Annotated in this window: 27 protein-coding genes; 24 read left to right on the top strand and 3 right to left on the bottom strand. The window is 42.5% G+C overall.

Annotated features, from left to right (window positions below; translation table 11 throughout):
• Positions 1-2 precede the first annotated feature (2 nt).
• The 4 genes from H9626_RS04870 to H9626_RS04855 are packed head-to-tail and all read left to right on the top strand — an operon-like array spanning position 3 to position 2,345.
• On the top strand, positions 3-377 hold the full coding sequence (locus H9626_RS04870) for a Cas9 inhibitor AcrIIA9 family protein (protein WP_191709730.1): 375 nt from the start codon (positions 3-5) through the stop codon (positions 375-377).
• Positions 374-1,717: a PcfJ domain-containing protein gene (locus tag H9626_RS04865; RefSeq protein WP_191709729.1), complete on the top strand. Its 1,344-nt coding sequence runs from the start codon at positions 374-376 to the stop codon at positions 1,715-1,717. Before H9626_RS04870 ends, H9626_RS04865 begins: the two co-directional genes overlap by 4 nt.
• Complete coding sequence (locus H9626_RS04860; protein WP_178257366.1) at positions 1,696-2,100, top strand: hypothetical protein; 405 nt, start codon at positions 1,696-1,698, stop codon at positions 2,098-2,100. Before H9626_RS04865 ends, H9626_RS04860 begins: the two co-directional genes overlap by 22 nt.
• Entirely contained in the window at positions 2,097-2,345 is a 249-nt protein-coding gene (locus tag H9626_RS04855) for a hypothetical protein (RefSeq protein ID WP_178257365.1), read from the top strand. The genes H9626_RS04860 and H9626_RS04855 overlap by 4 nt, the downstream gene beginning before the upstream one ends.
• 250 nt (positions 2,346-2,595) lie before the next feature.
• Here the strand turns inward: H9626_RS04855 and H9626_RS04850 are convergent, their stop codons facing one another.
• Positions 2,596-4,014: a hypothetical protein gene (locus H9626_RS04850; protein WP_178257364.1), complete on the bottom strand. Its 1,419-nt coding sequence runs from the start codon at positions 4,012-4,014 to the stop codon at positions 2,596-2,598.
• 186 nt (positions 4,015-4,200) lie between these two features.
• On the opposite strand from H9626_RS04850, the gene H9626_RS04845 reads away from it, so the two are divergent.
• The 20 genes from H9626_RS04845 to H9626_RS04750 all read left to right on the top strand — a co-directional run bounded on the left by H9626_RS04845 (position 4,201) and on the right by H9626_RS04750 (position 23,828).
• Complete coding sequence (locus H9626_RS04845) at positions 4,201-4,794, top strand: ParB N-terminal domain-containing protein (RefSeq protein ID WP_178257363.1); 594 nt, start codon at positions 4,201-4,203, stop codon at positions 4,792-4,794.
• Complete coding sequence (locus H9626_RS04840; RefSeq protein ID WP_191709728.1) at positions 4,791-6,212, top strand: ParB N-terminal domain-containing protein; 1,422 nt, start codon at positions 4,791-4,793, stop codon at positions 6,210-6,212. Before H9626_RS04845 ends, H9626_RS04840 begins: the two co-directional genes overlap by 4 nt.
• Positions 6,213-6,214: 2 nt before the next feature.
• The gene (locus H9626_RS04835; RefSeq protein ID WP_178257361.1) at positions 6,215-6,757 is read left to right on the top strand and encodes a terminase small subunit; all 543 of its coding nucleotides are present in this window, start codon (positions 6,215-6,217) and stop codon (positions 6,755-6,757) included.
• Position 6,758: 1 nt separating this feature from the next.
• Positions 6,759-8,075, top strand: a complete 1,317-nt coding sequence (locus H9626_RS04830) for a phage terminase large subunit (RefSeq protein WP_178257360.1) — start codon at positions 6,759-6,761, stop codon at positions 8,073-8,075.
• On the top strand, positions 8,072-8,608 hold the full coding sequence (locus tag H9626_RS04825; RefSeq protein WP_178257359.1) for a hypothetical protein: 537 nt from the start codon (positions 8,072-8,074) through the stop codon (positions 8,606-8,608). Before H9626_RS04830 ends, H9626_RS04825 begins: the two co-directional genes overlap by 4 nt.
• Positions 8,605-9,078, top strand: a complete 474-nt coding sequence (locus tag H9626_RS04820) for a hypothetical protein (protein ID WP_178257358.1) — start codon at positions 8,605-8,607, stop codon at positions 9,076-9,078. Before H9626_RS04825 ends, H9626_RS04820 begins: the two co-directional genes overlap by 4 nt.
• Complete coding sequence (locus H9626_RS04815; protein WP_191709727.1) at positions 9,056-9,535, top strand: hypothetical protein; 480 nt, start codon at positions 9,056-9,058, stop codon at positions 9,533-9,535. Before H9626_RS04820 ends, H9626_RS04815 begins: the two co-directional genes overlap by 23 nt.
• The gene (locus H9626_RS04810; RefSeq protein ID WP_191709726.1) at positions 9,516-10,418 is read left to right on the top strand and encodes a hypothetical protein; all 903 of its coding nucleotides are present in this window, start codon (positions 9,516-9,518) and stop codon (positions 10,416-10,418) included. The genes H9626_RS04815 and H9626_RS04810 overlap by 20 nt, the downstream gene beginning before the upstream one ends.
• On the top strand, positions 10,415-12,241 hold the full coding sequence (locus H9626_RS04805; protein WP_191709725.1) for a hypothetical protein: 1,827 nt from the start codon (positions 10,415-10,417) through the stop codon (positions 12,239-12,241). The genes H9626_RS04810 and H9626_RS04805 overlap by 4 nt, the downstream gene beginning before the upstream one ends.
• A gap of 4 nt (positions 12,242-12,245) precedes the next feature.
• On the top strand, positions 12,246-14,900 hold the full coding sequence (locus tag H9626_RS04800; protein WP_191709724.1) for an AAA family ATPase: 2,655 nt from the start codon (positions 12,246-12,248) through the stop codon (positions 14,898-14,900).
• Between the two features lie 363 nt (positions 14,901-15,263).
• On the top strand, positions 15,264-16,394 hold the full coding sequence (locus H9626_RS04795) for a Clp protease ClpP (RefSeq protein WP_191709723.1): 1,131 nt from the start codon (positions 15,264-15,266) through the stop codon (positions 16,392-16,394).
• Between the two features lie 2 nt (positions 16,395-16,396).
• A complete protein-coding gene (locus H9626_RS04790; RefSeq protein ID WP_178257352.1) occupies positions 16,397-17,464 on the top strand; it encodes a hypothetical protein in 1,068 nt (355 codons plus the stop codon).
• A gap of 12 nt (positions 17,465-17,476) precedes the next feature.
• The gene (locus tag H9626_RS04785; protein ID WP_191709722.1) at positions 17,477-18,094 is read left to right on the top strand and encodes a hypothetical protein; all 618 of its coding nucleotides are present in this window, start codon (positions 17,477-17,479) and stop codon (positions 18,092-18,094) included.
• On the top strand, positions 18,091-18,732 hold the full coding sequence (locus H9626_RS04780; RefSeq protein WP_191709721.1) for a hypothetical protein: 642 nt from the start codon (positions 18,091-18,093) through the stop codon (positions 18,730-18,732). The genes H9626_RS04785 and H9626_RS04780 overlap by 4 nt, the downstream gene beginning before the upstream one ends.
• Before the next feature lie 19 nt (positions 18,733-18,751).
• Entirely contained in the window at positions 18,752-19,939 is a 1,188-nt protein-coding gene (locus H9626_RS04775) for a hypothetical protein (protein ID WP_191709720.1), read from the top strand.
• Positions 19,914-20,423: a DUF6712 family protein gene (locus H9626_RS04770; protein ID WP_178257348.1), complete on the top strand. Its 510-nt coding sequence runs from the start codon at positions 19,914-19,916 to the stop codon at positions 20,421-20,423. The genes H9626_RS04775 and H9626_RS04770 overlap by 26 nt, the downstream gene beginning before the upstream one ends.
• Positions 20,420-22,297, top strand: coding sequence for a hypothetical protein (locus tag H9626_RS04765; protein ID WP_191709719.1), 1,878 nt, complete (start codon positions 20,420-20,422; stop codon positions 22,295-22,297). The genes H9626_RS04770 and H9626_RS04765 overlap by 4 nt, the downstream gene beginning before the upstream one ends.
• 2 nt (positions 22,298-22,299) lie before the next feature.
• A complete protein-coding gene (locus tag H9626_RS04760) occupies positions 22,300-22,590 on the top strand; it encodes a hypothetical protein (RefSeq protein ID WP_178257346.1) in 291 nt (96 codons plus the stop codon).
• Complete coding sequence (locus H9626_RS04755; protein ID WP_191709718.1) at positions 22,587-23,210, top strand: hypothetical protein; 624 nt, start codon at positions 22,587-22,589, stop codon at positions 23,208-23,210. The genes H9626_RS04760 and H9626_RS04755 overlap by 4 nt, the downstream gene beginning before the upstream one ends.
• A gap of 12 nt (positions 23,211-23,222) precedes the next feature.
• Entirely contained in the window at positions 23,223-23,828 is a 606-nt protein-coding gene (locus tag H9626_RS04750; RefSeq protein ID WP_191709717.1) for a hypothetical protein, read from the top strand.
• A 25-nt stretch (positions 23,829-23,853) separates the two neighbouring features.
• On the opposite strand, the gene H9626_RS04745 is transcribed toward H9626_RS04750, so the two are convergent.
• Both H9626_RS04745 and H9626_RS04740 read right to left on the bottom strand, forming a co-directional pair.
• Positions 23,854-24,216, bottom strand: a complete 363-nt coding sequence (locus H9626_RS04745) for a pyocin knob domain-containing protein (RefSeq protein WP_191709716.1) — start codon at positions 24,214-24,216, stop codon at positions 23,854-23,856.
• Positions 24,217-24,864: 648 nt separating this feature from the next.
• Positions 24,865-25,092, bottom strand: a complete 228-nt coding sequence (locus H9626_RS04740; RefSeq protein ID WP_191709715.1) for a hypothetical protein — start codon at positions 25,090-25,092, stop codon at positions 24,865-24,867.
• Positions 25,093-25,507: the final 415 nt, after the last annotated feature.

Raw genomic sequence — 25,507 nt, 5'->3', positions numbered from 1 at the left:
AAATGTCAACCACAACTTTTGAAACGACGATAAAAAATTACCTCGACAACCGGGCGCGCGAAGACAGCCTTTTTGCCGAGACCTACAAGAAAGCGAACAAGAGTATCAAGGAATGCTGCCGCTACATCATCAGCCGCGCCCGCAAGTTGGGCGGTACGGCGGTGGCGGTAGATGATGCAACGGTGTATGGATGGGCAGTGCATTACTACGATGAGGACAACATCAAGGTTGAGGCTTCATCCGGGCGTGTGGAGGTTGCAGCCCCCGCCGCCGTGGTGAAACCCGGATCGGCGAAGCCCGCAGCCCCCAAACGGCAGAAGGCAACCAACCATCGGGCGGATGACAGCCTGCAACTTTCATTATTCGACGAACTATGAAGGCGCGGACGAAACTCGAAAGGCGGGTGCTTGAATTGGGCGACCGCCTGCCCGCCCTCAGCAAAGCCAAACGGGAATGGGCGTTCAGCCTGTTCCCCGCCTATGGCTTCTACCTGAAAAAAGGCGAAGTGTGGTGCCAGTGTTGCGGGTATCTTGACCGGGTGCTGATACCTGAGCTGGCGGTAAGCCTTGAAGTAGGACACACATGCCCCCGGTGCGGAAAGACGATCACCCTGAAACACCTGACCGAAAAGGATTGCAAGCACGAAGCGCGGTATGTGTCATTCATACAGCGCACGGAAGAATGGAACGTGATACGTACCTTCATGGCGGAACGGAATAACCCCTGTAAGGGAGAGCCTACCGGGTACGAAATAAACGAGGTGTACCGCAACTGGGTGAACGATGACGGGCGCGAAGTAGTAACCGCCCGTCCCTACACCCGTTCGCCGTTCCATCTCACGTGGAAAACATGGGAACCGATGCAGATAGCCCGCCATAACCACAGCTGTAACGGGGCATACGAGATGGAAGACATGTTCGACCCATCCGGCAACTGGTACTACCCGCGCATGTACGTAACCGGCAAGTTGAGGCGCAACGGCTGGCAGAACCGTTTCCCGGCGATGAACTTGCCTCCGGTAGCCGCCATGCGGCAACTGCTCACGAACCCCGTGGCGGAAACCATCGTGAAGCAGGGACAGATAAACGTGTTCCGCCATATACTGAGGTGTGGAGACTACTGCCTACCTTTCAGCCATGCCCTGAACATCTGCCATCGTAACGGGTACATCATCGGTGACGCATCGATGTGGTTCGACTACATGGAACTGCTTTCATACTTCAACCTTGATACGCATAACGCCCGCTACGTGTGTCCCGCCGACCTCCGCGCCGAGCATGACCGGTTGGCGCGCAAGAAAGACCGCTTGGAAGCCCGCCGCAAGGAAGCCGAAAGGATGAAAAAGATGAGGCGTGATGAAGATAATTATGCCCGCGACAAGGCAGCGTTCATCGGACTTGCGTTCACCGACGGCACGCTCACCGCCCGCGTGCTGGGCAGCGTGCGCGAGTTCCTTGAAGAAGGCGATGCCATGCACCACTGCGTCTACTCGCAGGGATATTACAGCAAGCCCGACAGCCTGATACTTTCCGCCACCGTGGGAGGCAAGCGGATGGAGACGGTGGAAGTGTCGCTGCGCACGTTCCGCATCGTGCAGAGCCGCGCGGCGTGCAACGGCGTAAGCCCGTACCATCACCGCATCATCGGGCTGGTAAACAAGAATATGAACCTGATAAAAGAAAGGAAACAAGAACAATGGAAGAAACAAACCACATGAATACGCTGACGAACATCGTGTACATCCTTGCCGATGTTCTCGAAACAAACCTTATGGACATGGAGCAAGAGTACCGCCGCCACGGATACGCCCTGCGCCACGAGGCAAAGCGGCAGTTCAACGCCGCCATACACGCCATACGCAGCCTGAAAGCCGACATCAGCCGCAAATGCACGCCCTCCGAGCAAGAGAGTTTCGGCAACGATGCCGACATGGTGAACGCCTTGCTGCTCATGCTGCTCGACCGCACGGGAGACGACGACATGCAGGCGTTCAAGTTCTTTGATTACATCAAGTCTTTCCCCTCGAAGCTGGGGCTTGACTTGCAGGTAGACGGGGCATTCGCCCATTTGTTCGACAGCCAAAACAAGCAGGCGTTATGAGACCGAAAGGAAACGGATTGGTAGAGCTTGTTGATGAAAAGCCCGGTAAGGAACGCGGGTTCTTCTGCATGGAGCTGGTCAGGCTCATGTGGGACGATGAAGAGGTCAAGGGATGGGACGCATGGCACGGCAGGTTCTTGCAGGCTGAGGCCGGACAGTGCGCCTACCGTGACAGATGTCCGCGATACAAGCGGACAATGGAGAAACAGAAAAGAAAAGGAATACAACTTGAATTATTCACTTAAAGAACCTGTTTTTCGAAGAGAATACGAACGAAGAACTGGTCAAGTTCAAGGCTAAGCTGGAACGTAAGAAACTAGAGTGTGCTGAGTGCAAAAAACGATTGGAAAAACTTGTAGAAAGAAGAATGAATAAACTATGAAAACGAAATTGTATTACCTGTTCCTGGCAGTCATGTAGTGGCTCTTGGGATAGGTGGAAAGAAAAATATGGGCTGTCTCTCACAAAACTGAAAAATTGACAGCCCATTTACAGTCACTTAGTTATGTAATCGAATGCTTTATTAATGCAATTTTCAATCAGTTTGTCATTCAATTGAAATATATTACTATAATATCCATTTACTTCTACTATTTGAATTTTGTTAAGAACTTTATTATCGGATGCTTCATTATGCCTGATATAGAATAGGTGATTTTTAAAGATAAATCTTTCTGTTATATTATTAACACACAAGAAGACATTAATACAATTTAACAAATCGAGTGCTGATAATTGCAGGATATAACTTATTATTTTATTATTCTGAGCTATTCCTAATAGCTTTAATATTGAAATTGTATAGGTTAATGGAGATTTTGTATTAAATTCAAGAATGTTTCCTTTGTATGTTTTTTCTTGAATATATAAATCAATTCCGTTTAAGATTGTGTATACCTCTCTTACTGATAATGAATCCAATTTGTCACTTATTTGTCTTGAAATATTTCTGATAGATTCTTTGTTGATGCAGCATTTTTCAAATATAACTTTATATAAATATTCACGTGCTATTTCATCTATAGAATAGAAAAATGGTTGGTGAGATGTGAATTTGTTGATGTAACCATCATAGTTTGCTTCCTGCCCATAAAAATGCTGGAAAATACTTCTAGTTTTATTATAGTCAAAAACTGTTATGATATTGTCAAATCCAAATTTGTTAGGCAATAATTCTGAATATGTGGTATCTTCTTCTTTTTGAGTATTACTGTTTTGGTATTGGTATACTCTGTCAATATGTGCAGAGAAAATATTTAAAATTCTGAATAGATGAGCAGGATCCATGCGGTCCAAATCTTCGATTATTAAAATAACTTTTTTTTTGTTGCTTTTACGGAACCATTGAATATTGTCAATTATGATTTGAGTGATTAAATCAATCTCATAAGGACTGCCTATTCTCTCTGTAAAAGATTCTAAAAAAGTTTCTATAATTTGATTCTCATCTTGGCTTTGAATAGAATCCTTATATTCTTTATATTTTTTAGTCATCTTTTCCGACCAATTTAAAGCATGGTATCCAGCTAAGAAAAGAGATGCAGTTTGTTCTGGAATGCCTAAACTTGGTAGTATTTTTAATAGATTTCCCAAGAATGAATCAGAATTCTGCATAATAAAGAACTGGAATATTAATGAATCGGGGATTTCATAAGATGGTTCTATCATTTTCTTTGAAACCATTTGTATAAGAATATCTCTTTTAATATATTCAAAAACCTCCTTATTATCAGCTATTTGATAATTTACTGGATATATAGTAATAAACTCACAACTATCTCCGTATTTTTTTTTAAATTCATTTAAAAAGAATGTTTTCCCGTTTCCAAATTTGGCAGAAAAAATAGTACGTTCGTTAATATCAAGATGCTCTTTGAAAGCATTAAGTTCATTTTCTATTGGTATAAGTTCCATGATTCTCAGTATAATTTTTCTTCAAAGTTATATGAAATGAACGAGATAAAACAGTATATGCAGGAAGTTTTAGTTTGATTGTAGAAAAATTACTGACAGCCCCTGTCAGTCGATTTTCATTGCCCGGTAACTGCTTTGTGGCGGTTATCGGGTAAATTTGTTTATGTAACGCAAATATTAAAATCAATGGAAATAGTTTACAGAAAAATAAAAGAGTTGAATAAGCTCGATAGCAATCCCCGTACCATTACGGAAGAAGATATGGAAGTGTTGAAAGATTCTATCCGGAACAATCCGGATTATCTGGAAGCGCGTCCCCTTGTTTTGTCTGACCGTACCGGAACACTGGTTATCATAGACGGGAACCAACGTTATGAAGCCTGCTTACAACTTGGATTGAAAGAAGTTCCAACCGCTTTACTCCATGGGCTGACAGAAGAAAGGGAGCGGGAAATTATTATTCGTGCAAATGTCAATAATGGGAAATGGGATTTGACCAAATTGTTTGAATGGGATTATCGGGAACTTATGGATTGGGGTGTAGAAGGTATTAGTTTCCCCGAAATAAGTGATTTTAATGAAGAAGAAGTGGACGATACGGAAAACATTTTGAGGAATCAAAATTATGAAGCTGGAGCGCATATCAAATATTTGGTTTTTGAAGGGTATAAGATTCCGGTCAGTGAAAAGGAATTAGACGGTTTGAAACAGCGTGCAACCGAGTATATGAATGAAAACGGAGTAATGGTTGGTTTTGTAAATAATCTCTTAGGCTTATGATGGAATATATAGATATAAACCTTTTGAATCCTGCAGAATACAATCCGCGTCTTTTAAGTGAAGATGCACAAGGCAAATTAAAGGAGTCTATAACAGAGCTTGGAATAATCAAACCAATCATCATTCGCCGCTCGGATTATCGTATTATGGCAGGACATCAGCGCACAAAGACGATGAAGCTGTTAGGATATACTCATGTTCCGGCATTTATTCTTGATGGGGTTAATTCTACGGACGAAGTACGTTTTAATCAGTTGCACAACTATGCTGAATGTGAAATTTCAGACGTGCAGCCGGATATCCGTGTGATAATTCCTGAAGGTGTGGAAGGGTTCTATACCGTGCCTAACAAGGATATATTGATGGTGTCTAAAGGAGAAAATAGTTCTTATGTGATAGACCTTACTAAAATGATTCTGAGGTATGGTCAGTTCGCAAATGCTGTGTGTGATTATTCCGGTAAAGTTATAATCTCGTCCGTGTATGCAAAGACCGTAAAACTGTTGGGTATGGATTTGTTGGTTTATGTGCTTCCGGCAGGTAAAGAAAAGTTAGCCGAATTATATTTCTCACAAGATTATGGGGTATTTGAATATTCCCATTTAGAGCGCAGAACCTATATACAGTCTTTTGCTCAAAAAGTTCGGTTGCGTCAGAAAAACGGTGTATTGAGCGGTAGAACTCATTCAACCCTTTATGAAAAATTGGTTATCCCTTATATCACAAAGGAAATGCGTGTACTTGACTTCGGTGCAGGTCAAAAAGATTATGCTACCATGTTAAAGAAAAAGGGATATCACATTGATGCAATCGAGTTCTTTCATAGAAAAGATGGTGAGGACATCATCGATGAAAAGGAAATCCGTCAGGACTGTGCGGATATTTGCCGTACATTGTCTGAATATGGACTTTATGATGTCGTTGTATGTGACAGTGTTCTCAATTCAGTAAATTCATTGGAAGATGAAAAAAATGTCCTGCTTTCGATTTCAGCTTTATGTAAGGAAGGTGGAAAAATATTCTGGTCCGGCATTCCGTTGTTGTTTGTTCAAAGGACATCGGACAGAAAGCAATCACGCGATTATCGTTCAAAATCAATTTTTCTTGATGCACATAACTTCACTGCCAATTTCCGTTTTGGTGAATGGTATTTTCAGCATTATCATTCAACTGCGGATGTTATCCGTTTAAACCAAACCTATATTGGCGAAACATTTACGTTGTATGACAAAGCTCATCCTGTAACCAACGAGCATGAATTGAGTGGTTCCTCATTTCAGGTCTCATCGGTAAATGACAGAAAAGCAACAAAAGCGGAATATATAAAAGCATTGGAATATGAGTTTACTCTTCCTCTTCCCAATAACCGAAGATGGAATTTAGATAAAGAAATAATACCTGTTTTTAAAATGTTTTAATTATGGCAGCACCGAAAGGAAATCAATATTGGATGTTAAGGAGCAAGCATGGCAGAGACCGGCTGTTTGCCACGCCTGAGCTTTTATGGGAGGCGGCATGTGAATATTTCCAGTGGTGCGATGAGAATCCGTGGACTACCCGCAAGGCGATACAGAGAAGCATACCCGTAAAAACACGCAAGGGAAAGAAAACCGTTACCGAAAACCAGCAACAGGTTCAGCAGGAAGTTACCCCAACCTCACGCCCGTATTCGCTGATGGGACTTTGCGTCTATTTAGGGGCTTCCACCCGCTGGTGGAGCAGTTTCCGGGATGATTGTATAAGTAAGAATGAAGAAGATTTTTTGCAAGTCATCGCGCGTGTGGAGGAAACAATCAAGACGCAACAGTTCGAGGGGGCATGTGTCGGGGCTTTCAATGCGAACATCATAGCTCGCACTTTGGGCTTGGCTGATAAGCAGGAAGTGGACCATACCACGAAAGGGAAAGAGTTCAGGGGATTTGATTTCCTTCCGTACACACCCGAGGCGGACAAACTGAAATGACATGGGGCAGACGGTGAATCTTAAACAGCGGTTGGCGTATAACTACCTTCGCGACGGCTCGACGAAGTTTCTTTGTTATGGCGGTGCGGGCGGTGGTGGCAAGTCGTGGCTCGGCTGCGAATGGCTGATGCAATGTTGCTACTTCCTTCCCGGTACGCGGTGGTTCGCCGGACGAAATAACCTGAAGGACAGCCGGGCTTCCATCTCAGTAACATTCGGTAAGGTGGCGCAATGGCACGGGTTCACCGGATATCGGCTTACCAATGACGGGATAGAGTTTGACAACGGTTCGGAAATCATCTTTCTCGACCTTACCTATTACCCGGTGAAAGACCCGCTGTATGAACGCTTCGGTTCGTTGGAGTTCACGGGCGGATGGATAGAAGAAGGCGGGCAGGTGAACGGGCTGGCTTTTTCGGTTTTACAGACCCGTATAGGGCGACACTTGAATGACAAGTACGGAATACCGGGAAAGATTCTCATAACCTGTAACCCTAAAAAGAACTGGCTTTATGACTTGTTTTATAAGCCGTGGAAAGAGGGGACGTTAGAGGATGGATATGCTTTTGTTCAGGCGCTGGTTCAGGATAACCCGTTTGCCACCGAGGATTACATCGAGACACTGCGTAACACGAATGACAAGGTTACGAAAGAACGTCTTTACTTCGGTAATTGGGAATACGATGATGACCCGGCGGTATTGTGCGATTATGATGCCATCTGCGACTTGTTCACCAATGAGCATGTAAAGCCTTCCGGTGTATCATCCGGTTCTGCCGACTTGGCGATGAAAGGGCGTGACCGTTTTGTTGCCGGACATTGGAAAGGGAACGTATGTTACATCAAGCTGGACCAAGGTTATAGTACGGGGAAATCCATCGAAACGGATTTGAAGCGTATGATGATAGAATGCTCCATTCCGCGCAGTATGATGATTGCCGATTCCGACGGGTTGGGGAACTATCTTGAAAGTTACCTGAACGGTATCAAGGAGTTTCACGGAGGGAAACAGCCGATAAATCCTGAGTTCGATAACCTGAAATCGGAATGTGGCTTCAAGTTGGCTGAGCTGATAAACAACAGGCAGATAAGGGTGGTGTGTACGGACGCGCAAAGGGAAAGGATAAAGAAGGAGCTTTCGGTACTGAAGCAAGACCACATTGATGCAGACACCCGGAGAAAGGGGATTATCAGCAAGGAGAAGATGAAGGAGATACTGGGTTTCTCTCCGGACTATCTCGACATGTTGATAATGGCGATGTATTTCCGCATTAAACCGGTGCCAAAGCGACCAAAAGCAAAATTAGGTGATATATGACGATAAGGGAATTTTTAACGATTGAAAGTGTTGCCGATGCAGGCGCGGTACAAGCATGGCTGGAAAAGCTGCCAAAGCCGGCAACGGTTGGCAGGGTGAAAACCCCTGCTACGCTTAATGATTTGAGCATGGGCGAGCTGATGCAGCTTCAAGGCATACGGACTGGAAAGGATTTTATCATCATTCCGTGCCGTGTGTTGCTCGGTATGGATGAACGTATGGTTATGAATACGGATGCTTCCGAATTGTTCGGTTTCGCCTATTGGGTGGCTCGCGAGGTGGAACGCATCAACAAACTGTTTGCGTCAGCAAGCGTGCCGCCCACTCCAGAAGAGAAGAAGGCGGGGTATGACAGGCTGAATTTCGGCTTGTTCGGGCTGGTTGATTATTACGCTTTGCGCATGGGGATAACCGACCATGAGGCAGTAGAACGTGTGCCGTGGGTGAGGGTGTACAAGTGTATGGATATGGATGCCCGGCGGATGGTGGTTGAACGTAGGTTAAGGAAAATTTTAATGGATACAAACAAATGACAGTAGAGCAGAAGATTAAAACGATTGTAGACAAGATGGAAGGTGTGACCTACATCTTTGATAACTGGCAGGCGGCAAACGTAAGGCTTGATAAAGAATCGCTTCCGGCTGTGCTGAATGTGCTTCCGGTAAGTGGCGTATTCAATCTTGGCGTGACGCAACTGAAGGATTGCCCTAACTGTATGCTTGCCTTCATGGATAAAACGCATTTTGATTTCGACGGTACGGAGAATGACCGGATAATAGAAGGCTGCAAGAACTTGGCTAAAGAATTTATATTAAGTCTTAACTCAAGCGGATTGTTTAAGCCTGTTTCCGGCGATATTCCTTACTCTGTGTTTTACGACAAGCTGGATGTGAATGTCACCGGCATAGTCATCGAACTGAAGCTGGAGGAAACAAGGGGAATCGTTATGTGTCCCACTAAAAGCGTGAAGGAGATAGTATATGGCGGCAACGGTAAGGGATGAGACGTTGAAGATTGTTAGTGACGGGTTGCAGGATTTGCGAAAGAGGATTATAGCCAACCATGAAGCAGCCCGTCAGGTAGCCAGCGGTAGGACGCGGGACAGTTTAAAAGTAGAGCAGACCGAAAGCGGCGGTATTCTTTGGGGGCGTAGGGCATTCGGCACGTTGGAATCCGGACGCCGACCGGGAAAAGTGCCGAAAGGGTTCTATAACATTATCCTGCAATGGGTGGAAGATAAAGGAATACAGGTCGAGAAACCTAAGTCTTTTGCCTATTTGGTAGCGCGGAAGATAGCGAATGAAGGTACTGAATTATACCGCTCCGGACAGAAGAAGGACATCTATTCAACCGAAGTGGATAAAACGATACAAGAAATATCCAGCCGTGTATTAGGCGTGTTTGATACGGAAGTGGAACATATAAATTTGAATTTCAGCCATGAGAACAGCAACATTTGAAGGCACTAAGAAGATTTATTATCCGGATGAGGTGGCGTTTTGCTTTAACCCCAACATCCTAAAAGTAGAGACCTCCAATGAGGTTACAGTGGTTATCAAGGTGGAAGAAAGCGGGCTTAAAGGAGTGTTCGACGCCACGTTTGACCGTACTTTCCGGATTACTAAAAAGCCGTGGTACACCGACAAAAGGCAGTATGATGAGGGGATAGTGGAACTTGACTTGTCGCCTTACATGAGAGCTTTGTTCGATATAGACCGAAAGAGCATGGTTGTTTCCCATGTCATCATGGTAAACGTTAAAACTTCCGCCGCTGAGTTTAATTTTCAAATGACCGGTATTTGGGGAGCAATCAATATCGGTGAAGAGTTTAACCCTCCACGTACGGTTACGTGGTTCTCCAAGTTTCCGTTTACCGTAACCATCTTTGATAATGGAATAAAGCATGTGGATGTGGTTGAAGTACCCGAGACGGTCAAAGTAGTGGAGGATGATTCCGAATGTGGTGTTTACCTCCGCTGGATTGATCGGCATGGGTTCTATCAGTATTGGCTTTTCCAGCAGGGGGAAAATGAAAACAAATCGGATGAATACGGGGATAGGTTATATGATAATTTCTCGGATGGGCAATACGGTTACTATGGTGTCTCACGGTCGCAAGGCAAGACGATGGAAAAATCATTCAAAGCCTGTGCGCCTTTGGTGGATAAAAGAACATTCGGAATGCTTCTTTCCGTTCACAGTTCGCCTTTGGTTGATATGTATGTTGGTGAAACATGGGTTCCGGTAAACGTCAGTGCCGCCACTACGGTAGATAATGGAAATGATTTGCAGGATTTTGAAATAACGGTAACATTACCTGATATTGTATCGCAAGTATTATGAGAGATGAATTATACATAAACGGAAGCCGGGCTGACATGGACGGCGGGACTTCCATCAGCCTGAACTATAAAAGTAATTTGCTGACCGATATAAGTAAAATTGTCAGTAACAACAGCTATACCATCAAGTTGCCCAAAACGGCAAATAACCTTCGTATCATTGAGTGTGCGCATATCCCCAGTGCGGTAACTAATTTCCCTTATCTGAAACATGCCGGTACGCTGGTCCGTGACGGCGTGGAGATAATCCGTGATGCCAATGTGGTTCTTCTGTCCGTGGGCGAGCAGATAGAAATCGCATTGTCATGGGGCAATGTCATGAATTTCGACACGTTGGTAAATGACGGAAAATCTTTACAGGATTTGAGTTATGGGATGGTTGCAGGGGTTGATTATACGAATTGGGTAAAACAGTCGGTACAGACCCCGCAATTCCCCAAGATTGAATATGGGTTTAAAGATAAGGAAACAAGTGTATGGTATCATCCAGTTGTTACAGTCAAATGGATTATGGATAAGATAGCCAGTGAATACGGAATTACTTTTGAGTTTCCTGATGACCGTGTGGAGATGATGGAGCGGATGAAAATACCTTTGCTGACCCGGAAGGATGCACAAAAGCAGATTGATGAAAACACTAAAATTGCGATGGTGTCCGGATTTAGGCAAGAGCAAGCTACGTTCCCCACAAAGCGTTATTTGTTTCTTTTCAGTTCGCTTTGGCAAGAGACCTTTTATATGAAACTTATACAAGAGTCCATGTCTTATTTAGGCTTTCAACCCAAATTCTCGAATTTGACATTCAATTTGAAATTCACATGTTCTTTTGTGCTTACTAATGGTATTGTATATGATAGAATGTACATTCATTTGGTAAACAGAAACAACAATGAAGTAATAGGTGAATATTCACATAAAACAGTTGAAAATTTAGGGAATGGGGCTTACCGCTATACCTTTGAAATAGATGAGGATGTAGAGGGAATATTGGTAGGTAATAATTATTCTTTTTGTACGATGGAGATGACTGCGGGGATATTTTCATCATTGACAGGTACACTAACTTTTTCTCCTTATGCAACAAATGTGGAGATAGGCGATAATGCCATGTCTCGCTTTTATTATGTACCCAATCTCCCGGATGTGAAGCAGGTCGATTTCCTGAAAGCCATAGCGACAATGTTGGGAGTGTTTGCCGTACCCACCGAAACAGACCATATCAAGTTTGTTTCATTTGATACGTTAGTTCAGAATAAAAGCAAGTCGGTTGATTGGAGCGGAAAATTACTGCAAGCGTATTTCGATAAGACACCGCAAAAGATTTCATATACGCTTGACAATTTCGCCCAACATAACCTTTTTAAGTACAAAGAAGATGATGACGTGAAGGGGTACTATGATTCGGAAATAATGGTTGAAAGTGAGACATTGGATTATGAGCGGGACGTTATAGAGCTTCCGTTTGCAGCATGTGACACTAAGAACGGAGTAGCTTCTATTCCTCTTTACTCGTATGGTTCGGACGGGGAACTCGAATATGACGATGGAGCAGATCCACGCATTGTACTATTATCGGGAACTTTTTTAGGAGTGTTTGTCGGATTGGAGTGGAATACCTTGTTATCGGAATATTACTCTCAATATAAATCATTGGTAAACCGTCCCCGGGTAATTGTGGAATACGTTCGGTTAAGCTCGGTTGAATTGCAAACGCTGGATTTAACAGTTCCGGTGTATCTGAGCCAGTACGGTAGCTATTGGGCTGTTATCAACGTAAAGACCAAAGAGAATGATGTATGTGAAGTTAAACTTTTAAAGATGTAAAACTATGGCAGACAAGACAGAAAAGATACTTGATATAAAAGTAAATTACAATAAAGCAATCAAGGCAATAGCGGAGTATCAGGCGAAGATTGATGCGGCTCGGGAAGCTGAGGGTAATTTAAAGAAGCAGTTGAAAGATGGTAGCATTTCCCGTCAGCAATATAACGAGGAAATGGCTGCTTCGAAAGCGTATATCTCAGATTGTAATGATTCTATCCGGATTATTACAAAGACGATGCAAAATCAGATAAAGCAGGAAAAAGAGCAGGAGGGTAGTTTGCGCTCACTTCGGGCAGAGCTTTCTAACCTTACAGCCGAATATGATGCTTTGTCTAAGGCTGACCGAAATGCAGCTAAAGGTATAAAGTTACGAGACCGCATAAATGAGGTAACAAAAACACTGAAAGATGCAGAAGAGGAGACACAACGTTACTACCGAAATGTAGGCAATTATAAGAATGCTATCATGGAAGCTGCGAATGCTAATGTTCCCTTTATTCAGCAAATAAACCAAATGGTTACTTCCTTAGGCGGGGTAGGAAATTATTTAGGTGGTGTAAAACAAAAAATGAATGATGTAATAAAAACCACTACCGGATGGACTCGGGTTTTAAAATTGTTGAGGGTGGCTTTGGTTTCAACTGGTATTGGTGTGCTTGTCGTTGCTTTAGGCTCTTTGGTATCATATTTTGCAAAAACACAAAAGGGAATAGAGCTTGCTAATAAACTGATGGCTTCTTTAGGAGCTACGGTAAATGTGCTGGTAGATCGTGTTAGCAAATTTGGAAGTGTTTTGGTTAATTTATTTTCAGGAAATTTTAAGCAAGCAGGAGAAGATGCTAAAGCTGTATTTAAAGAGATAGGGGATGAGATTGTAGAAGAAACCAAACGGGCATGGGAATTGGCGGATGTTTTAAATGAGATAGACAAACGTGAAGTGATGTTGTCTATGAGCCGTGCGGCTAACCGTGCCGAGATTGAAAAGTTAAAGAAAGCGGCAGATGATACTACCTTATCAACAGAAGAACGTATTAAAGCGGCAGAGAAGGCTGCTAAAATAGAACAGGATGATTTAAAAATACAAACGAAGTTGGCAGAAGCTCGTCTCGCTAATTCTTTAGGATTCACAAAAATGAATGATGAGGTACGTAAGTTGATAGAACAGATAAAGCAGGGCGATATTACGGCTGATGAGGTTATAAGTAAATTAGGGTTATCAGAAAGTACCATAGATGATTTGCGAGAGTTCAGTGAGCAATATGTGGCATTGCAAGAACTTCAGGAAGATAGCTACGGAAGGCAGACAGAATTACAAAACACATTGAACAGCATCCGGAAAGAAGGGGCTGATGCAGCAAAAGAAATGAGAGATAAGGAGCTTACAGAGGTACGTGCTGCCGAGGATGCTATGTTGAATTTGGTCAAGGATAACCGGGAAAAGGCACGCAAGGAAATAGAACTTACCTATTCCCGCCAGATTGAAGATTTGAAAAACAGATTGAAAACAGAAACGGATTTAACAGCAAAAGCACGTGAGTCTATTGATACACAGGTTAGGGCTTTGGAACAACAAAAGGATTTGGAGTTACAAAAACTGTCTGATGATGAACTAAAGAAAGAGATAGAAAACCGTCAGAAACTTATTTCTCTGCAACTGGAAGCCGTAAAGGATGGAAGCGAGCAAGAATACCGATTAAGGATGGAGCAGTTGGCTGCACAACGTGAGGCTGAATTGTCGGAAAAAGAGCTGACGGAACAAATGAAGATTGCCATAGAAGAAAAATACCGCAAGCAACAAAAGGATTTGACCGACCAATTCAATGCAGAAGTACGTCAGAAGCAGCAGGAAGAAATGCGTACCCGTATGGAAAATGAGCTTATGAAGTTGCAACAAAACGGTGCTTCCGAACTTGAAATCTTGCAAGAACAGATTGAACAGAAAAAAGAACTGTACGATTCAATCCGCCGTGAGGATTACGATAGTGAGCTTGAATATCAAAATGCCCGCTTACAAGCTAATCAGGAGTATTTGAATGCCAAACGGGAACTCTCAGAGAAAGAAGTAGAGATTGAGAATGCGAAAGCAAATGCAATGGCGGCAGTAACGGGTGCCATAGGTGGATTATTGGAACAGGCTGGCGAGAATAACAAAGCTGCTGCCGTGGCTGCAAAGACATTGGCTATTGCAGAGGTAGCAATTAGTCAGGGGGTAGCCATTGCCAATGCTGTGAAAGCTGCTTCAAATTCACCTAATATATGGACTTTGTTAGCCAATATCGCTACTGCTGTTACCACTGTTGTTTCTACTATTGCAACAGCTACAAAGTCGATAAAAAGTGCTAAATTTGCAAGTGGTGGTTTAGTTACCGGACCGGGTACGGGAACAAGCGACAGCATACCAGCGCGTCTCAGTAACGGAGAATCGGTAATGACGGCCAGAACCACCGAAATGTTTGCTCCTATCCTTTCTTCATTCAATATGATGGGTGGGGGTGTACCAATAAACGTAACACAGTCGAGTAGTCAAGCACTTGGTGAGGATATGCTTGCCAGAGCAGTAGCCAGAGGTGTACAGTCTATTCGCCCTGTGGTTTCCGTTGAAGAAATAAATTCAGTGAATAACAGAGTTGGAGTATTGGAGAATTTAGGTAACGTATGAATGCTTTTGAGTTTTTATCTACACATAGGGGCGTGTTGGAGCAATTACAAACGCTTCCGGTCAGTCCGACTGATATCCGGTATCTGGACCTGTACAGGGACTATACCAGATTAAAAGATGAAGGACATAAAAAGATTTATATCCTGCAATACCTTTCAGACGAATATAATGTCGATGAGAGGACTATATACAGGGTTATTAAAAAGTTTTCGACAAAAGTCGATGTATAATCGGGATGGGCTTCGGCTCATCCTTTTTTTATTTATAAAAATCGACTGACAGGGCGTGTCAGTGCTTTTGACTTGTAAAATTCTTTAAGCCATATCGTGTTTCCTACCTTTGCTTCAAAACAAGTATTGAGATATGGCGAAATTATTCATTAATAAAGACATTGCTCCAGATGCGGATAAGGCGAAATATTGGCTTACGGGCGAAGACAGTATTTCATTTTCTGATATTCAGTATTTCATGGACTGGATGCCGAAAGATGACAACCGCATTGATGTGGAAATCCATTCATGCGGCGGTGATTGTGTGGAAGGATATGCGATTTATGATGCTCTGCGTGCTTCGGGGAAAGAGATTTCTTGTAAGGTGGTGGGCACATGTGCGTCTATGGCTACCGTGATACTTCTTGCTGCACCGCTTGAAAGACGGACTGCATACCAACATGCACAGCTCTGCATACATAATCCTTATGCAGACGGGGTATCATTGAAAGGGAAAATAACCCCGGAAAGGTTGGAATCTATTGCTGCCGACTTGAAAGCAGAGAAGGAGAAAATGTTGGCTCTGTATGTTGAACGTACAGGTCAACCCCGCGAAGCATTGGAAGCACAGATGGCTACTGACAGTTGGTTTAATCCGGACAAGGCTATCGAGTTAGGATTTATATCCTCAGTAGTTCCGGCTATATCTGCAAAGAAAGACAGCAATATTATTAATTCTAAAACAAATGTTATGGTAAAAAAGGAAGTGAAGGTTGAATCTTCTTTGCTTAACCGCCTGCTGAGAAAGTGCGGGTATGCAAAGATTGAAGATGTTTCAGCGGTTGCGATGGTAATTACCACATCAACCGGTGATGAACTGAATGTGGAACGTGAAGAAGGCGAGATTCAGGTAGGAGACCCTGCGTCACCAGACGGTGAACATGTGCTGGAAGATGGACGCACCGTTGTTGTTACGGATGGAGTGATTACGGAAATCCGTGAACCGGGAAGTGAAGATGATGATGTGGAGGCTTTGAAAGCGCGTATTTCTGAGTTGGAAGCTGAAAATGAGGCGTTGAAGTCAAATGCGAAAAGTGATGATGATGTAAAGGTTTTGAATGCTGTAAAGAAAGCAGGGGGCATTGATAGACTGACTAAAGCGGCAGCCAGCAAATATGTTCCGGCAGGACGTCAAGCTACCAGCAAAAGAGTGGAGGTTACAAAGCCTATGAGCAAGATTGAGAGAAAGTTGCAGAAGATTAGAGAACAAAGAAACAAGGAATAATTATGACGTGGGAACAATTATCTAATTTAACCCCGGACAACGGGGCTATTCAGTCTTTAAAAGATTTGATTATTGCAGAACTGTTCACAGACCCGGAGCTGGAACGTTTTTTTACGCTCAGACAAAATGTAAAGAATGGTCAGAAGTTGGGCTATTCAGGAGCCATGTCTGATGTCGGTTGGAATGGTTCGGGGTGTAACCCGAGTTATAAAAATGCTACTATTCAATTCTTGGAAAAAGAATGGGCTATTGGCGATTGGCAAGTTCCGTTGAAATGGTGTTATACAGATTTGATTAATACCATTGCAGAGTATTGCCTGAAGAAAGGCACGGAAATCGGAGACCTCACCTCTACCGAATACATGGATGATATTGTTTATCCGGCTTTGCAGGAGGCTATGCGCTTGATGATGTGGCGTATTATATGGTTCGGTGATAAGAATGCCAAACTGAACACGGAAAGCGGTGTGATTTCTACGGGTGTAGACACTGATTTGTTTAAAACGGCGGACGGATTTTGGAAACAGTTGTTTGCTATCGGTACAGATAATGAAAGCCAAAAAGTTTCCATTGCTGCAAACGGAGAAGAATCAACTGCTTTGCAAATGAGCAAGATTAAGGAAACAGGTGTTGCTATTGGTATTTTTGAATCATTACTTGAAAATGCGGATTCCCGTATTTTTGGTGTAGAAGGTGCTGGAATTTTCTGTACAAAGACTTTGGCGGATGCTTTGACAAAGGACTTGAAGCGTGAGTATAAGGAAATCCTTACATGGGAACAAATTTTCAAGGGATTGGATGTCTCAGAGTTTAACGGTGTTCCTGTTTACCGCTTGTCTATTTGGGACAGATTCATCATGAAATATGAGAATAACGGTACGAAGCTGAATCTTCCTCACCGTGCGGTGTTCGGTTCTCCGCGTGAGATGTTCGTCGGTACTCCGGCTAATCAATTAATATCCGAGCTGGATATATTCTTTGACAAGAAAGACCGTATGAATTATATCTATTCTACGGGTAAGATGGGAATGTTGTTGGGACAAGATGATTTGTTCCAAATGGCATATTAAAAAGAAGTTGCTATGAGTGGAGTATGTGACAATTTAATCAAACAGGGTATCGTACCATCGTGCGATGACCCTATTGTTCCGGGGATAGAACAAAAAGGTGTAATGATGAACCGTGCCGATATTGATTTCGGTACAACGGCATTCAATTCTACCCGTAAGAATATTATCGAGACACTTGCGCTAAAAAGTGGTAAGAAAGCATACGAGGTGGTTGTGATGGGAAGCAACCCGTTTACTGGTACCAATACGGTGTTAGCTACTGGAACTTACCGGAACACGTTCACCAATACAGTTAATCTTGTTGTGCTTGATAATGGACCAGATGTATGTGCCAATGTCATTGACGGACTTGCTAACGGTGAGTTTGTCGTAATTCTTGAAAATAAGTTCAAAGGGCTTAATAAGGAAGAAAATCCGGGTGATGCTGCATTTCAGGTTTACGGATGGTATCAGGGGTTAAAACCGGCAGAACTTTCAAATGATAAATATTCGGAAGAGACTGACGGTGGATGGCTTGTTTCTTTACAGGAAGCTAAAGTACCTAAATCCGCACTATTCTTATTCAAGACGGATTATGAAACGACGGCTGCTGCTGTTGCTACATTGACTAAAGATGCAGTTGGAGGATGATAGTTTTAGAAGTGGTTGATAAATTGAAGGAGTTGGGAGGAAAAGCCTCCCTCTCTCTTTCTGACAAACGGGATATAGAAAGCCTTTATAAAGAAGTGCTGGATAAAACTTTTGTCAAGACATCATGCAGTGACTGTTATCGTGATGCTGTAATTGAAATGAGTGTTTACCTTAATAAAAACGGACGTATGAAAGAAAAATCTAACTATGGATTGAAAAATGGCGTGCTTCTACAAATGTCTTTCGGAGATTCCAAATTCTATACCAATGCAAATTTAACTGATGAAGCTGCTGAGACTTATTTAGGGAAATATCCCGGTAATGCAAATTATTTTTCTAAGTTGCCTAAAGATTGGAAAGAGCGGGTAGAAAAACGTTTGAAGCCGAAAGAAACGGAGTATAATCAGGTATTGCTTGATACCCTTGTGGAATCTTTAAAGGATGGGGTATCTAAGGAAGCCGTGGTTGAATCTTTTAAGGATTACCAGATAAACGGTAAGAAAGTAACTAAAAAGTTGCTTACAGCGCATGTTAGCAAGGCTTTGGATTTATTGGAAGATGAAGCGGCAAAAGAAAATGATGAACATTATGCCCAATCCGATAATGAAGTACATGCTGATGAGTCGGAAATAGAATAATAATAAAACCTCACGGAAAATGAGAGTAAAAGATTTGAAAAAGAAAAGCAACAAGCGGATTGATACCGGATATTTGCAGATGTTAGGAATACAGGCGTATGGGGATGACAATCTTTATCCTCAGACGTTGCGCAATATTATTGCTGCCAGCTCAACCGGATCGGAATGTTCAGACCGTTTTGCAGATTTTATAGAGGGGAATGGATTCCGTGAGGTCTTATTTTCCGGGTATATTGTAAATCGGAAAGGTGATACGGCTGATGATATTCATGCACTGATTTGTCGTGATATGGCAGAATTTAACGGGATAGCGTTGCATGTAAACTATAACATATTAGGTGAAATAGTGGAGTTGCAGCATGTCCCTTTTGAGAATTGCAGGCTTTTAGAGGAGGATGAGAACGGATATATTTCAAAAATAGCAGTCCATCCGGATTGGACTGGTAAAAAAACACGCAAGGGTAAGGCTATACAGGTAAATAAATCAAATATTGACTTTATAGACGTGTTCAATCCTCAAAAAGAAGTGGTTTTGGCACAGATAGAAGCTGCAGGAGGCATTGAATATTACAAGGGTCAGATATTGTGGGTGTCAATGGTTGGGAAAAATACTTATCCGACTGGAAAAGGCGACCGTGTTGTTACGGAGATGAGTACAGATGAGGGATTATCTAATGTAAAATACCGGAATGTGCGTAATAATTTTCTTCCTGCTGGCATGATAATTTCTAAAAAGGGTACTAAGGTGTCTTTTGATGATGAAGGAAATGAAATTGAATCCGACGGGGATAACAATGATGAATTTTCCAATATGCTTTTAAAGTTGCAAGGAGATACTAATTCCAATAAACTGCTCGATGTAACACTTGAGGCAGATGAAGAGAAACCGGAATTTGTACCAATAGCATCGCAGAATTATGATAAGGAGTTTACCGTTACTGATGCAAGCGTGGTAGAAAGAATCTATTCAGCTTATGGGCAAGAGCCGTGGTATTGCATCCGTATCGGGAAGGTTGGTTTTTCAGGCGATATTCTTGAAGATGCTTTTGAGTATTATAATTCTATCGTAAACAAACAGCAACGTCTTATAGAAAGGACGTTTGAACGCATATTTAAATATTGGTATGAAATAGCCAATACATCAAATGATTTTAGTGTTGAACCATTAAAATATGTAAGAAATGCAACATCTAATAACAACAAATGATGTAGTCATATTGTCTCGTGGCATGTCTGTTCATGTAGATGAGAGTAAAATATCAGTTTATTTGAGAGAGGCGGAAAACATAGACATAAAATCGGCTTTGGGAGATGCTTTGTTTATAGACATAAGGAATAATCCTGAGAAATATTCTTTGTTGATGGATGGAGGAATGTATGAAACCAAATGTAGTGAAAAGAAATTATTTGCCGGTTTAAAAACTACATTGGCTTATTATACATACGCCAGAATAATAAAGAATGGCGACGGAAATGTAACCCGATATGGCTATTTTAATAAAGAAGATGAGTTTGGTTCACGTCCGGATTTTAAAGAAAAGCTGATGGCTTATAATGATGCATTTGATATTGCAGCCAAGTACATGCAAGAATGTTTGGAGTTTTTGAGCGCAAATAAAGATACATACCCTCTTTTTAAGAAAGGTAGAGTTAGAGCAAATGGTAATTCTTATAAAATAGTAGGGGAATGAGTGACAATATAGACGTTTTAAAACGGTTGGCTCTATTAATACGCAATGCGACTGCTGAAGGTGAGAATACAGCGGAACGTGTTGGGCGTACATTTGTTGGCATTATAGATTTGTTGTCTGAAATTTCTCTTGATAAGCTGAAGGAACTTTTCTTACGCAAAGACCAAGAAGATACCACCAACTATCTGATCAACTTGTTGGGCGGGGTCATTGCGCCTTTCATCCAATCACCCGATTTTGTTTCGGGCATGATGGGAACGGGGTTTACCTTGAAAAGGAACGCTGACGGGACGACATACGCCGAGATTGACAGGCTGCTGGTGCGCATGAAAGCAATATTTCAGGTATTGGAAATAATGCGCACGGAAGTAGGCGGGGCGACAATGATGTTCAACGCCTCCGGCGCACGCATCACGGTTACGAAAGTGGAACGTATAGACAAAGTGCCGTTCTACTATTCAGACGGTGCGGCAAAATACTATTCGGACGGTGCAAGGGCATACGTGCAGCCGTCAGAACACGGTGCGGTGTACCGCTGCTATTTCCTTTCCGATGACGGGGACACTGCCATAAAGAACCTTTTCCACGCCGGAAACCTCGCCCGCTCGCAGAGCTTCAACATAAAGGAGGGCGTGCATGAGGGTGTCAGCAACCGTTTTTTCTGGCGGCTTGTGACGGCAGTCGGTGACGATTACATAGACCTGTCCGTATCGCATTGCGCGGAGGGCAGCGATGTTCCGCAGGAGGGGGATGTGATATGCCAAATCGGGGACATTAAAGACCCGGACTATCAAAGCGCAATCGTAATGTCCGCATTCGGAGACGGTGCGCCATACATCACTTTCTATCAAGGTATAAACAGCTATTCCCTTTCCGGAAAAGATGTATTCGCAATAGGCTATGACCGCGCGAAACAGGAATGCTTCATCAGGGGGTACGGGCGTATGTATTTCGGAGACCGTGGGCGTAAGACATTCATTGAGTACACGAAAGAAAACGGTCTTCAGGTAAAGGCGAGCAAGTTCCTTCTCGAAAGTGGAACGGATGTGGGTGGCAGCCTTTCGTCGATGTCATCATCTATCTCGGCTATGCAAGGGCAAATCTCCCTGAAAGTGGGGAAAGACCAACTGAAGGCTACCGGGATAGATATCGACAGCAAGACGGTAAAAGTAACCGCCTCGCAGTTCCTTGTGCAAGACAGCGGGGGTACGGGCATAGCCGTTTTCAAACTCGTAAACGGAAAACCGATGTTGAAAGCTGAAAACATAGATGTGGAAAACCTGAAGGTAAAACACCTCGACGGGGCGGATGGAACATTTTCGGGAGAATTGAAAGCTGCGACGGGAACGTTTTCGGGAGAATTGAAAGCTGCAACAGGAACATTTTCCGGAACAATCTCCGCAAATGGCGCAAAAGTAGGCGGATTTACACTTGATAACGGAGCCCTGAACTGGAAATCAAAAGATTATTTTGGGGGAGACAGCCGTAGTATCAGGATAGGTGTATCAACTAATGCCAACACAGGTGTTGTCGATATATCATTTAACGGTGCGACTTTGGGGAAATATGGGGTTAAAGTTGTCGGCTCTAATGTGGGAGGAGCTTGTATATACGCATCTCGGAATGGCAATAGCACTCCAAATTTAAATAATACATACGCAGGCTATTTTGACGGAGGTGTTCATGTAAATGGAAATCTTTACTCGAATTTGATAATGGCAAATACTATCGGCACCGGATGGACAATGGACAAAGATGGAATTTATACATATAAAAAAGGAATTACGAAAAATATATATTGGGATATTAAGGACGGGAATTGGACTAAATCTTATAAATTACAAATTGTAAATGGTATTATAATAGGAGATTAACAATGAAAGTAAACTTCAACAGAAATTTCAGAGACTTCAGGGGTAATGAGCTTCCCGATGAAAGTATATCGCAGACAATAGCAGAAGCCCTGTTTAACCACGGCACGGGTATGCCCGCACCGGAAAGTGATAAAAAGATGGCTTATCGCCTCAGTCGCCGCATTTTCCTTTCGGAAGGTGATACAGAGATAACGGCGGAGGAAGCCGCGTTCATCGAACGGGTGTGCAGCGAAAAACTTACAGCCGGAGGATATGGGCAGGTTTATGAACTAATAGAAGGTATAGAGTTATGAAAATTATAGCAGATGCAGGTTGCTATCTTACCGAAGCGGCGGAAGTGGCATTTGATAAAAGGACTTTTCGCTACATGGTTATCACTGACACGGTGGAAGAAGCGGACGGGTGGAAACAGGTAACTTCACAACAAAAGGCCGAGATGGAAGCGCAGGCAGCAATATTCGGTTCTCAGGATATTACCCCGGAGTATTTAGGCAAGGTAGACACGCTCATGGCGGGTATCGCGGAGCGCATCAACGACACTCCCATGACGGTGGAACAGTCGTTGAAGAACAAAAAGTATTATCCGCAACGGAAGGACATCATCGGAAAGCCCGTGAATGTAGGTTTCCGTCTTAATGAAGGTGAAACCATGTACGAGGTCATTCAACCACACACGATTTCGGAAGAGTGGATTCCCGGCGAAGTGGATTCACTTTACAAGGTGGTGCAGGAGGAACACAAAGGTACTGAAGCAGACCCAATACCGTGGAAGCAGGGTATGGAACTGTATGACGGGAAATATTACACCGACAAGGGATTGAAATACCTGTGCATCCGTGACAGCGGCATGGGGCTTAAATTCGACCTCGCAGACCTTGTTTCGGGTGGATTTGTAAAAGTTATTAATGAATAAAGATTTAAAGATATGGCAGAAAAATTAGAATACACGTCAAAATATGACGGAAAGACGAGCGATGCAATAATGGATTACTCAAACAAGCTGCGTCAGCAAACATCGGTAACCGATGCTGACACGGTTCAGGTTTTCGACACGTCGGGAAACCCTCATAAAATATCAAAAACGGAGTTGCTGAAAAAGTCCGCGCTGGCACTTCCGAGCCTGAATGACATATCTGCTTTCGTGGCGGTAAATCAAGCCGGAAATGCAATCGGATTAATGACAAAACAACAGGTTGCAACAGTTCTTGGGGAACTATTAAACATATCCTCCTTGCAAAAGAGTTTCCAATATGCAAACTATTTATTAAAAAAAGGAGATAGTGCAGAAGTCGGAAAGGTTGGCGGGTTAGTGGTCATCCGGCATCCGTGGTCAAGTTCCATTCCGTCTGTGCTATTAATTAATGGTTATAATAAAGAGATTACACAAATATCGGGCAGGGATTATAAAAGCATCCCTTTTGAGATTAGTTGGAAAGGTTCTCAATATAATACGGTGATGGTTATAACCAGCACATACAGCGACGCGAATATAACCACTTTCTGCGTTGCATATCAATCACTGTACGATTAATAAAGGAGGCTTTTCATGCCTCCTTTTATATCTTAAACGCTCGCCATTCACTCCAGTTATATTCTCCCCAAGACATTCTTGCATACATTTGCCCTGTTGATGATATGGCTAATTGCGATTTAGAACCGCCCACATTGTCTACAAATACGATTATATGCCCTAATTCAATCGGATAATGTTTTGACGCATAGTCTTGACCATAACAATACACAGCATATATGCCTGTTGTGATTAACATATTTGCATCAGTATTTATATCGGCTCTACCGCGTGCTAAAAATCCATTTTTTGACATCAACCCATCTTTGGAGGGGCTTGCAATTCCAATCAGTTCCCCAAGAATAAAAAAAACAGCATTGGTTTTGTTACTATTTTTACGTGGATTCATTCTTTACTCCTGCATATTTAGTCCATACATTCCATCTGTCAATAAAATAAGTTCTTGTATGAATTGTAGACGGGTTGGCATCTTCGATATATATCTGTAATATCTGACCTAAATCAAGACGATACACACGAAGAATGCCATAGTGATACCCCTTAGGTGCATTAGTATAATGGGTGTTATTCCCAGAGGTTAGATAATATCCGCTATCTGTTATTGTATTCCAATCCGCATTGTCGTTTAATCGAAATCTGTAAATAAACCCTTCCTTAGGCATTAATCCGTCCTTTTGTAAATTCACTGTACCAATCAGTTCCCCAAGTTCTCAACTTAGCATACAATTCAAGTAAAAGAAAATGTTAGCCAATCAGTCCACGTGTTATTGCCCCTTCTTCGGAATCTTAAAGAATCACCGTTGTATAGCAATATTTGAAATGCACATCCTTGTAAAAGGCTTCCGTTAAAAACAACCATGATTCCCCATATACCTCCTGATTCTAACCTGATAACATACATGCCTGATTCAGTAGCACTATCAAGGTTAGAAATATTATTCCAATCAGGGATGGTTATACTGCTTCTTTTTCTAAACCACGTGTTATCTATTCCAATCAGTTCCCCAAGAATGTAAACAACACAATATATTTGTAACTATAATTTAGTCCATCCTGATATATCATTTAACTTTTGAGCAAGTGCCGCAATTCCGGGATGAAATGAAGATGAACAAACATGCCACCATGTACTTTTATCTTTGACTGATAGCTGGTAATATCCATCAACCACTTTATAATAAAGCTCCGGTTCTGCTCCGTCCAAAGGGACTACTTTTGCGTAAAATTTATTTTGCTCACAAGTTACATGAATTAATGCTGCCATATTAGCCGAATATGAAGCCTGTATTCCTCCGGTTGCTAAAATATACCCGCTACATGTCATTGGGATTTTAGCAATGATGGTGTATTGTGAGGTTGATGAGCTTATATATTTCGGGGAAATACCATACATAAACTGATGAGCCAGCCCGGATTTTCCGAAAGACACTGTACCAATCAGTTCCCCAAGAACTGAATAAGGTAAATATTTTTCTTATTTTCAATCCTGTTCGGTCGGGACGGGTAGAAAATTGGTATATCCTATAAGAAATCTACCCATTTTCTACTGACATGACTTGTCAGTGTAATTTGCTTTTAAAATTCTTTGTTCTATCACGCTATTTATAGATTTGCAGAGAAGCGGGAAAAGTGCTACCATTTTACACTGTTAAACCCGATTAATAGAAACTAATTTAAAA

This window comes from Phocaeicola faecium, assembly GCF_014837055.1.
In the GTDB taxonomy this organism is placed as follows: domain Bacteria; phylum Bacteroidota; class Bacteroidia; order Bacteroidales; family Bacteroidaceae; genus Phocaeicola; species Phocaeicola gallinarum.
This window is presented reverse-complemented; position numbering and strand designations above follow the sequence as displayed.